Annotated in this window: 6 protein-coding genes; 2 read left to right on the plus strand and 4 right to left on the minus strand. The window is 69.1% G+C overall.

Going from position 1 to position 10,479, the window contains the following annotated elements:
* Positions 1 to 37: 37 nt before the first annotated feature.
* A complete protein-coding gene (locus tag Q8814_RS09775) occupies positions 38 to 262 on the minus strand; it encodes a DUF3618 domain-containing protein (RefSeq protein ID WP_330151812.1) in 225 nt (74 codons plus the stop codon).
* Positions 263 to 335: 73 nt separating this feature from the next.
* On the opposite strand from Q8814_RS09775, the gene bcp reads away from it, so the two are divergent.
* A complete protein-coding gene (bcp, locus tag Q8814_RS09780; protein ID WP_330151813.1) occupies positions 336 to 809 on the plus strand; it encodes a thioredoxin-dependent thiol peroxidase in 474 nt (157 codons plus the stop codon).
* On the opposite strand, the gene Q8814_RS09785 is transcribed toward bcp, so the two are convergent.
* On the minus strand, positions 806 to 2,194 hold the full coding sequence (locus tag Q8814_RS09785; protein ID WP_330151814.1) for a dipeptidase: 1,389 nt from the start codon (positions 2,192 to 2,194) through the stop codon (positions 806 to 808). The genes bcp and Q8814_RS09785 overlap by 4 nt on opposite strands.
* Positions 2,195 to 2,343: 149 nt before the next feature.
* Here Q8814_RS09785 and Q8814_RS09790 point away from each other — a divergent pair, with 149 nt between their 5' ends.
* The gene (locus tag Q8814_RS09790) at positions 2,344 to 3,135 is read left to right on the plus strand and encodes a TetR/AcrR family transcriptional regulator (protein ID WP_330151815.1); all 792 of its coding nucleotides are present in this window, start codon (positions 2,344 to 2,346) and stop codon (positions 3,133 to 3,135) included.
* Positions 3,136 to 3,163: 28 nt separating this feature from the next.
* On the opposite strand, the gene acpS is transcribed toward Q8814_RS09790, so the two are convergent.
* Both acpS and Q8814_RS09800 read right to left on the minus strand, forming a co-directional pair.
* A complete protein-coding gene (acpS, locus tag Q8814_RS09795) occupies positions 3,164 to 3,559 on the minus strand; it encodes a holo-ACP synthase AcpS (protein ID WP_330151816.1) in 396 nt (131 codons plus the stop codon).
* 17 nt (positions 3,560 to 3,576) lie between these two features.
* Positions 3,577 to 10,479 (minus strand): fatty acid synthase subunit beta domain-containing protein (locus Q8814_RS09800; protein ID WP_330151817.1); only part of this gene is annotated, 6,903 nt, incomplete at its 5' end.

Below are 10,479 nucleotides of genomic sequence, written 5' to 3' on the forward strand. Positions count from 1 at the left end.
GCCGAAGCGACGCGGACGCCCTACCGGACAGATCCGCTCAGCGCAGAACCCTGCGCAGCACCAGCAGACCCATAACGGTGCCCGCTGCGATGAGCGCGTACTTCTTCACATTCGGCTGGTTGACCTTCGCGACCAAGGTCTGCTTGGTTTGCGCCACCAGATTCTTCGGGTTGGCTCGGACGCTCAGTTCGTCGAGTGTGCTCGCGAGCTGGTTACGGGCCTTCTCGATCTCCCGCTCGATGTCCTCGGTGTCCCTACCCACGTGATCCTCCAGAAGGTCGCTGCAGTGTGCTGCGACCACGGTAATGGACGAGAGGTCTACTACCCTCGCGGACATGACGGAAAACAGCAGACTCGTGCCCGGCGATCCCGCTCCGGACTTCAGCCTCCCCGACGCCGACGGCCGCGAGGTGGCGCTCTCGGACTACCGCGGGCGCAAGGTCGTCGTCTATTTCTATCCCGCTGCGAGCACTCCCGGATGCACGAAACAGGCCTGCGACTTCCGCGACAACCTCGCCGAATTGAACGAGGCCGGAATCGACGTGCTCGGGATCTCTCCCGACAAGCCGGCGAAACTCGCGAAGTTCCGCGATCATGAGGAACTGACCTTCCCGCTGCTCTCCGATCCGGAGAAGACCACACTCACCGCGTGGGGCGCGTTCGGCGAGAAGAAGATGTACGGCAAGACGGTCACGGGTGTGATCCGCTCGACCTTCCTGGTCGACGAGGACGGCAAGATCGAGGTGGCGCAGTACAACGTGCGCGCTACCGGTCACGTCGCGAAGCTGCGCCGCGACCTGGCAGTCTAGCCACCCACCCCCGGATCGGCGTTCGCGAACGAGCGCAACAGCAGGGCTTCGGCAACGGCGAGGTGCTCGATCTCGGTGGGATCGACACTCTCGTCGGGCGCGTGGATGACACATCGCGGTTCCTCGACCCCGATCAGTGCGATCTCTGCGCCCGGCACCGCCCGCTGCAGCGCCGTGCACAGCGGAATCGATCCGCCCTGTCCTGCCGTGCCGACCTCCCGCCCGTAGGCCGCTGCGAGTGCCGAGCGCAGCGCGGAGTAGCCGGGCCCGTCGACCCGCGCGCTGAACGGTTCACCGACGGGTTCGCGTTCGACGCGCAGACGCGCACCCCACGGCACGTGCGCCTCGAGGTGCTCCACCAGGGCGTCCTGCGCCGTGGTCGAGTCCATGCCCGGCGGTACCCGCAGGTTCAGCCGTGCCGATGCCCGCGGCACGATCGCGGCGGCCGAACCGACGACCGGCGGCGCGTCGATGCCCAGGACGGTGAGGGCGGGCCGGGCCCACACCGCGTCGGCGACCGAGCCGGACGACATCAGCGACACACCGTCGAGGACACCGGCGTCGGTCCGGAACCGTTCTTCGGGGTACGGCACCCCGTCCCACCGTCCGGTGGTGTCGAGGCCGTCGACGACGGTGTTGCCGTGCTCGTCGCGAAGTGAGTTCAGCAGTCTGACCAGCGCCGCGAGTGCGTCGGGGGCCGCACCGCCGTACATCCCGGAATGGAGTTCGCCGGCGAGGGTTTCGACGTGGACGACGACGTTCGCGATGCCGCGCAGCGACGTGGTCAGCGTCGGCTGCCCGACCTCGGCATTGCCGCTGTCGCCGATGACGATGAGGTCGGCGGTGAACAGGTCGGGTCGCTCGGCGACGAGGTGTTCGAGTCCTTCGCCGCCCATCTCCTCGGAGCCTTCGATGACGATCCGCACACCGACGGGCAGCGGTCCGTCGGCGAGCAGGGCCCGCAGGGCGAGCAGGTGCATCACGATGTTGCCCTTGCAGTCGGCGGCGCCCCGCCCGTACCAGCGCCCGTCGCGTTCGGTGAGCGTGAAGGGCGGGCTGTGCCAGAGACCTTCGTTGCCGGGCGGCTGGACGTCGTAGTGGCTGTAGAGCAGGACGGTGGGGGCGCCGTCGGGTGCGGGCGTGTGCCCGACGACGGCGAGCGAGCCGTCGCTCGTTTCGAGCAGGTCGATGTTCGCGATGCCGGCGGCGGCGAAGGCGTCGCGCACCCAGCTCGCGGCACCGACACATTCCTCGGCGGGGAATTGTCGGGGATCGGCGACGGAACGGAACGCGACGAGCGTTGCGAGTTCGGTGCGAGCCACCGGCATTGCGTCGCGCACGCGCTCGCGGAGCGTCCGGAGGGCGTCGGTGTCGGCCACGGTCATAGTTTCTCCTCGCTTCGTCGGACGAGCACGTCGAGTCCGTTCGCAATCCTTCCAGTTCGAATCGCGCTTCCCGCTCCCCGCCCGGTTTGTGACACTCGAGCTCACATCAAGTGTTCGGTAAATACACCCCGTACGGCTAGCCTGGGCGCGTGGAGTCAGCAACGAACGAGCGCCGCGCCCCGCGCCGGATAGACCCGGCACTCGAGGTTCAGACGGCGCCACAGGAGCTCGTGCCCCGGCGGCGCCCGACGCAGGAACGCAGCCGCCGCAAGTTCGACGCCCTGCTCGCCGCTTCCCGAGAACTGCTCACCGAGGTGGGCTTCGAATCGTTCACGTGCGAAGAAGTCGCCTCGCGCGCGGATGTACCGATCGGCACCCTCTACCAGTTCTTCGCCAACAAGTACGTGATCGTGTGCGAGCTGAACCGGCAGGATCTCGTCGGGGTCCAGGACGAACTCGCCCAGTTCAACGGCAAGATCCCGTCGGTCGACTGGCTGCGGTTCCTCAACAGCTTCGTCGATCACATGGCCGGGCTGTGGACGACCGACCCGTCGCGACGCGAGGTGTGGCTGGCGATGCAGTCCACCCCGTCCACTCGGGCGACCGGCGCCATTCACGAGCGGGAGTTCGCCGAGCAGGTCGCGCGGATGCTGGCACCGCTGACCCCTGACACACCACGGCCCCGGCGCAAGCTGATGGCCGAGGTGCTGGTGCATATCGTGTATTCGATGCTGAACTTCTCGGTGCAGGACGATCAGACGCACGCCGACGCGGTCGCCGAACTCAAACGCATCATGGTGGCGTATCTGCAGATCGCCGAACTGGATTCGCGCACCCAAGCGAAGAAGCGCACGCGCCGTGAGGAAACCGAACGCAAGCGCGCACTCGAATCGGAGTCCCGAACGGAACAGGTCGAGGAAGCGTCCGCTTCCTCGACCTGACCCGGTACAAGCTGTTACTGCCGTTCGGCTACGGCCGTTCGTCGAGCACCACGAAGGCACCCGCCATGTCGCCGTCGTGCGTCAGCGACACGTGCACCCGCATTCCCTCCAGGTGCTCGGCCACCTCCCGATGCAACCGGATGCTCGGCCGGCCCCACGCGTCCGAGACCACCTCGATCTGCTGATGGATGGTCTCCGGCAGTACCGGTGGGTGACCGAACAGCGCGGCCGACCACGCCTTGATCACGGCTTCCTTCGCCGCCCACCGGGCCGCGAAGTGCCGGGCCGGATCGGAGCTGCGGGTATTGGAATCACGACGCTCCCCCGCCGTGAAGTTCGCCAGCATCGTCGTACCGGGGCGGCCCAACTGCTCCGCGAATTCCGGCACCGAGACCAGGTCGAATCCGATACCCGCAACTCCCATCCTGTTGCCTGTCCCTGCTACTTGCAGCCGGGCAGACCCGAGCGGTACACGTCGTCGTCGCCGAGGCGTGCCTCCGCGTCGAGCAGCACATCGGCCTCGAGCTGACGTGCGGCCTTGGCAGGCACCGCATCTCCACCGAAACGACGGTCCGCGGGCCGCTGGTACAGCGCCGCACCACCGGTCATCGCCGACGCCAGGCGCCGCTTGCCGGTCACCGTGCGCGCTGCGGCCGAAGCCTGGTACGCCTCGCGACGTTCCGCCGGGATCGCCTCGACGAACGCCTGCGGATGCACCACCGCGATCAGACCGGACACGTGCCCGAACCCGAGGCTGGTCAGCAGACCGGCCTTGAGGGCGTACTGCTCACCGAAACGCAGCGGCGTGCGAGCCCACACGAGGTGTTCGAACTCGGCCATCTTCTCGTCGACGCAGTCCAGGCTGCGATTCGGCGGGACGACGCCCTGCGTCAGCACCTGGCACAGGCCGACGAGCTGGAATGCCGCCGCGCCACCCTTCGCGTGTCCGGTCAGCGACTTCTGCGACACCACGAACATCGGGTTGCCCTCGCTGCGGCCCAGTGCCCCTGCGAGCCGTTCGTGCAGTTCGGCCTCGTTCGGGTCGTTCGCGGCCGTCGACGTGTCGTGCTTGGAGATCACGGCGATGTCGTCGGCGGTCACACCCAGCTTGCGCAGTTCCTTGGCCAGGCCCGATTCGAGCCCACCGCGACCTGCGCCGAGCGCGCCGATCCCGGCTCCCGGTATCGAGGTGTGCACGCCGTCGGCGAACGATCCGGCCCACGCGACCACACCGAGGACGGGAAGACCCATTTCGAGTGCCACGTCGCCGCTGGCGAGCAGCACCGTGCCGCCACCGGCCGACTCGACGAATCCGCCGCGACGACGGTCGTTGGCCCGCGAGAAGCGACGATCGTCGATGCCCTTGGCGTGCATGTCGTCCGACTTCGCGGTCGCCGACATGTCACCGAATCCGATGATGCCCTCGATACCGAGATCGTCGAAGCCACCTGCGACAACCAGCTTCGCCTTACCCAGCTTGATCTTGTCGACACCCTCCTCGACGGACACCGCGGCCGTGGCGCACGCCGCCACCGGGTGCACCATCGCGCCGTAGCCACCGACGTACGACTGCACGACATGCGCGGCGATGACGTTCGGCAGGGCTTCCTGCAGGATGTCGTTCGCGCGGGACTCGCCGAGCAGCGTGTCGATGTACAGCGACCGCATCGAGGTCATGCCGCCCATGCCGGTGCCCTGAGTGTTGGCGACCAGCGACGGGTGCACCCAGCGCAGCAGCTCGGACGGGGTGAAACCACCCGTGAGGAACGCGTCGACCGTGGCCACGATGTTCCACAGGCCCACCCGGTCCACCGAGTCCGCCATGTCGGCGGGGATGCCCCACTTGGTGACGTCGAACCCGGTGGGGATCTGGCCACCGACCGTTCGGGTCAGCTTCGCCTTGCGCGGCACGCGAATCTCGGTGCCGGCCTTGCGGGTGACGGTCCAGTCGCCCGACTCGGCGTCGACCGATGCAACGGTGTTCTCCGGATCGGAGTCGACGAACGCGCGGGCCTCGGCCTCGGATCCGACGACGAAGGACAGATCCTTGTCGATGAACACCGAGGTCAGCAGCGGCGCCGTGTTGTCGGTCATCGCGCCGTCGTCGACGTAGCGGCGGATACCGCACCGTTCGACCACCGCGTCGTGGTAGCGGTCGGCGATCTCCGACTCGGGAACCAGTTCGCCGCTGTCGACGTCGTAGAAGCCGGGCTTGGGCTCGTTCTCCCACTCGATGAGCCCGGTGACCCAGGCCAGTTCGAGCACGCCGGCGGCCGACAGTCCTTCGTCGACCTCCATCTCGAAGCGGGTGCGGGCCGAACCGTACGGTCCGAGCTCACCCGCACCGACGATGACCACCATGTCGGCGGGATCGATGTCGAGCCGGTCCCACTCGGGGGTCGGCACGTCGTCGATGCGCGGGGCGGCGGGAAGCGCCGCGATCGTCGCATCCTCGTCGTCGGTCTGCGCGTCGGCGGCCTCGGCTGCGTCCTGAGCCTGCTTCGCCAGCGCCGGCAGGTCGACATCGACCTCGGACAGGCCACCGGTCAGGTCCGCGACCAGCGGTGCATCCTTGGCGAGGCGCTTGGCTTCCGGCCCGACCAGCTTCAGCAGTTCGGTCGCCATCTCGGGCGTCGACCACGTGCGGACACCGGCGGCCTCGACGGCCTCGACCAGCGGGTCGTTGCCACCCATCAGCCCGGTGCCGCGCACCCAGCCGATCAGGGCGTGGGCGAGGGTGACGCGTTCGGCCCACGTGCGCTCGGCACTCCAGCGGTTGATGATCGCATCCAGCGCGGCCTTCGCCTCGCCGTATGCACCGTCACCGCCGAACTTGCCGCGGTTCGGGGAGCCCGGCAGCACCACATGCAGGTGCGTGTCGACATCGCGGTCCGAACCGATATCGGACAGACCGGCGATCAGCCGCTCCACCGACCACAGCAGCACCCGCATCTCCATTTCGGCGCGCGCACCGGCATCGGCGAGCGAACCGGCCACGCGAGGCGCGGCGAACGGGAACAGCAGTGTCGGGGTCAGCGCATCCTTGATGAGCTTCTTGGCGCCGCCCGCGTTCTCCACGGTCTCGGTGCCGATCCACTCGATCAGCGCATCGATGTCGGCGTAGGACGCCATGTTCGCGGGCACAACCCACAGGGCTGCACCGGCACGAGCGTGGCGGGCGTACAGGTCCTTGTAGAACCCGAGCCGCTTCGAGTCGAGACGCGAGGTCGTGACGATCACCGTCGCGCCGCCGCCGAGCAGCTTCGCCGCGACCGCGGCGCCGATGCCGCCCTTGCTGGCGCCGGTGACGAGTGCGACCTCGGCGGCGTACTCGGCGTCGCCGGTGTCCTCGGCGGCCGACGCGATGCGGCCGTAGGTCTCGGCGAGCACCGTACGACCGGCGTCGGTGGCCTTGCGACCCCAGAACTCGGCGTGCGCGGCGACCGTGCGGCCGGCGCCCTCGAACCGATCCACGTCGAGTTGCTCCCCGAGCCAGATCCGGGCGAGATCCTCACGCGCGGTGGCCCAGCGGTCGTCGATCAGTACGGCCTTGCGGGCGTCGAACGCCGGCGCGACCTGTCGCGGCCAGTCGGAACCGAGTTCCGCCGAGACCAGCTCGACGAGTTCGTCGTCGGCCTTGTCGGCCAGACCCGAAACCTGCTCGTTCAGGCCGAGCTGCTCGAGCACCAGGCGAGCGGCGCTCGCCAGCACACCGTCGCGGCCGGTGATCTGCTCGGTGAACTCGCCGAGCGCCGCAGCGTCGACGGTCGCGCCGCCGCCACCACCGGCGGACGGCATCGACACGGAGATTCCGCGGCGCGAGCCGACCGACTGCACAGCCGCATCGATCAGGGTATCGACGGCAGCGGTGTCGGCGAGCGCACCCTGCGAGAGGCCACCGAGATCACCGCCGCGGATGGACGAACCGTCACGGCTGCCGAGAGCCACCTCGGCGGTCACATGCTGGGTCCAGCCCTCGCCGAGACCCCACACCTTCGTGACGCGGTCGGCGACGTAGCCGGGACGCTTGCCCGACGGGCCGAACACCTTGCGCAGGTGATCGTTGATCGAGTCGGTCAGCACCGGGCCGAACGGGCGGTACGTGCGGGCCAGTCGGTCGACCGTGCCGGCCAGCGCGCCCATGTCCGCATCCGCGGCACCGTCGATCGCGCCGAGCGACAGCTCGGAACCGAGGTCGACGAGCAGCTGGTTACGGCGCGAGGACACACCGTCGCACAGGGCCTCGATCGTGTCGGCGGGGCCGATCTGGTCGGGGCGCAGCTTGGTCCACAGGGCGATGAGCACCTTGGTGGCATCGGCGGCCTTGAATGCGATGTCGTCGGGTGTCGGACCGCCGGTCGGCGCGGCCGGAGCCGCGGCGGGTGCAGCAGCAGCAGCCGGAGCGGCAGCGGGCGCCTCGGACGCGACGGGCTCGTCGTCCTCGACCGGAGCCGGATCGACATCCGTCGAGTACACGACCGACGCCTCACGCTCGATGTTGAGCACCTCGACCGGCTGACCGAAACGGCCCGGCAACTTCAGGGTCTGCGACGCCAGGTTCGCGACCGTCGGGGCGGCACCGAGACCGACCTCGACGAACCGCTCCACACCGAGACCACCGTCGGCCTCGTCGGCGAACAGCAGGTCCTGCGTCTCGATCCAGCGGACCGGCGACGCGAACTGCCAGGCGAGGAGCTCGGCGAGCACCACGCGGCACAGCTGCGAGGGGTCGGCCGACCACGTGTCGAAGTCCGCGAGGACCGCGGCGAGCGGCTCGGACGGCACCAGGTCCGCGATCTCCTGGATGAACTCACGACCCAGGTTGAACGGCTTGGGCACCAGGTTCGGGATGTAGCGGCCCAGCAGGATGTTCGGGTCGATCTGCTCGGGCAGCAGGTGCAGCAGCCGCTCGCGGAAATCGTCCACCCCGCCGCGCAGAACGGTCGAGTGGAACGGCACGTCGATGCCCGGAACCAGGATGAAGGCGCGCTTGCCACCGAACTCGGCGACCTTGCGCTCGATCACGGACTCGAGGGCTTCGAGACCGGCAACCGTGCCGGCGATCGCGTACTGCGAACCGCGCAGGTTCAGGTTCACGATCTCCAGGAACTCACCGGACTCGGCTCCGACCTCGGCGACGAACGCCTGCAGGTCCTCGTCGGCAACACCGAACTGCGACGGCCGGATCGCGGCCATGCGGTAGTTCGAGCGGCCCTGCGCATCGCGCGGCACCAGAGCGTGCATCGCCGAACCACGCTGGAAGACGACTTCGAGCACCGCCTCGAGCGGCAGCACACCGGCGACCGCGGCGAGCGCGTTGTACTCACCGACCGAGTGGCCGGCCAGAAGCGCGCCCTCGACGAACGCGCCGGCCTCACGCAGCTCGGCGACCTGCGCGACACCGAGCGTCGCCATCGCGACCTGGGTGAACTGCGTCAGGTGCAGCACACCGTCGGGGTGCTTGTGGGTGACACCGCGGGCCTTGAGCACCGTCGGGTTGTCGCGTACCACGGCCAGGATCGAGAAGCCGAGAGCGCTACGAGTGTGCTTGTCCGCGCGGTCCCAGATCTCGCGGGCAGCCTTACTGCGGGCGCGGGCGTCGAGGCCCATGCCCGGACGCTGGATGCCCTGCCCCGGGAACGCGTAGACAGTGCGCGGAGCGGCGATGCGGCCGGTGGCGACCATGACCAGGTCACCGTCGACGCGGCAGCCGACCTCGACGATCTCGGCACCACGATCGGTGCCGACACGGTCGACGCGCACATCGATCTTCGCGCCCGGCCGGACCATGCCCAGGAAACGGGTGGTCCACGACGTCAGGCGACGAACCGGCAGCTTTCCGTCGGTCTCGACAGCGGTGACGACCTGCTGAGCGGCAGCCGACAGCCACATGCCGTGGACGATCGGGGTGCCCAGACCGGCCAGCAGCGCGGCGTTGTCGGAGGTGTGGATCGGGTTGTGGTCGCCCGACACCTTCGCGAAGGCACTCATGTCGGTCGGGGCGACGATCACCGCATCCCGGCGACGGCGACGCGGGGTGTCGGTGGCGTCCTCGGACAGAGCACCGCCCGCGCGCACCGGATCGGCCAGCTCCGCGGCACCGACGCGTCCGCGGATCGCGAACCGCTCGATCAACGTCGCAACGTCGGATCGTCCTGCGCCACTTCCGTTGTCGGCGTTGATCTCGACGTGCACCTCGACGACACGACCCAGGTCGGTGTCGGCGACATTCTTCACCTCGGCCTTGACACCGAGGATGGACGGATCGGTGGGCAGACCGTTCTTCACGTCGATCGCGTGATCGAGGTGAACCAGGTCGAGCATGCCTTCGATGACCGAAGCGCTTTCGTCGGTGCGTGCGGCACCGAGCGCTGCGAACACCGCAGGCCAGCACGCGCCGACGAGGACGTCCGGCACACCGTTGCCGCTCGGAGTCAGGTTCTCGGGCAGCCCGGAACCGGTGACACCGGCGTGATCGGCGCTCTTCTCGGGCAGCCAGCCCAGCGTGATGCGGGCGGCACCCTTCTTCACCACCGGAAGATCCTGGCCGGCAGCGACACCGAGCAGCGCCGACATCGCGGCATCCGCGGCGGCTTCGGTCACGACAGGAGCACCACCGGTGCTCACCGACGCGGGGACATCGATACGGATCTCGACGGTCTTGTCGCGGGCCAGCGGCACCCGCAGGCCGACGTGCTCGTGGTCGAGGACGGTCAGCGTCGCACCGGTGGGGCTGTGCACAGCTCCGGTCTCCGACTCGCGCGTCCACTCGGCCAGGTCGCCGAGACGATGCACCGGGTTGCGGGTCTGGCGGCCCGCCCACGACACGTCCGGCGACGACAGCACGGCGTCGAGCAGACCCGTCGCGAGGTCGAGGTGGCGGCGGGCCACCACCGGCAGGGGCTCGGCACCGGCCGCGACGAGCTCGTCGACCGTGGCCTTCTCGAAGCGGTCCAGCAGCTCACCGATCGGCTCGTCCGCCCGGGTGATGCCGGCGACGGCGACGGTGCCCGGGATCACGCAGACCTGATCGGCCGTGTAGCGCGGATCGTGGGCCTGCCACAGCGAATCCGAACGCCACCAGCGGCGCACATCCTGATCCACGACGGGCACGAAGTTCACCGGCTTGCCCGGGGTCTTGCACAGCGACACGAAGAACGGCACATCCGCGGGATGCAGCACCACATCATCGGCGTCCGGGAACTGCGCGGCGAGCGCCTTCAGCGCAGCGTGCGGGCGCTCGAGCGTCGCGTCGTCGGCGAACAGGGTCGGGATCGGGCCACGATCCTCCGGATGCAGGCGGGCCTCGGCGCGCTGCAGCATCTCGCGGAACCGCTCTCGCCA

It is taken from the genome of Rhodococcus chondri (assembly GCF_036327435.1).
Classification (GTDB): domain Bacteria; phylum Actinomycetota; class Actinomycetes; order Mycobacteriales; family Mycobacteriaceae; genus Rhodococcus; species Rhodococcus chondri.

What these genes read in the sequence shown, in the direction of transcription:
- Q8814_RS09785 (WP_330151814.1), bottom strand. Translation starts at nt 2,194, where the DNA reads ATGACCGTGGCCGACACCGACGCCCTCCGGACGCTCCGCGAGCGCGTG.
- acpS (WP_330151816.1), bottom strand. Translation starts at nt 3,559, where the DNA reads ATGGGAGTTGCGGGTATCGGATTCGACCTGGTCTCGGTGCCGGAATTC.
- bcp (WP_330151813.1), top strand. Translation starts at nt 336, where the DNA reads ATGACGGAAAACAGCAGACTCGTGCCCGGCGATCCCGCTCCGGACTTC.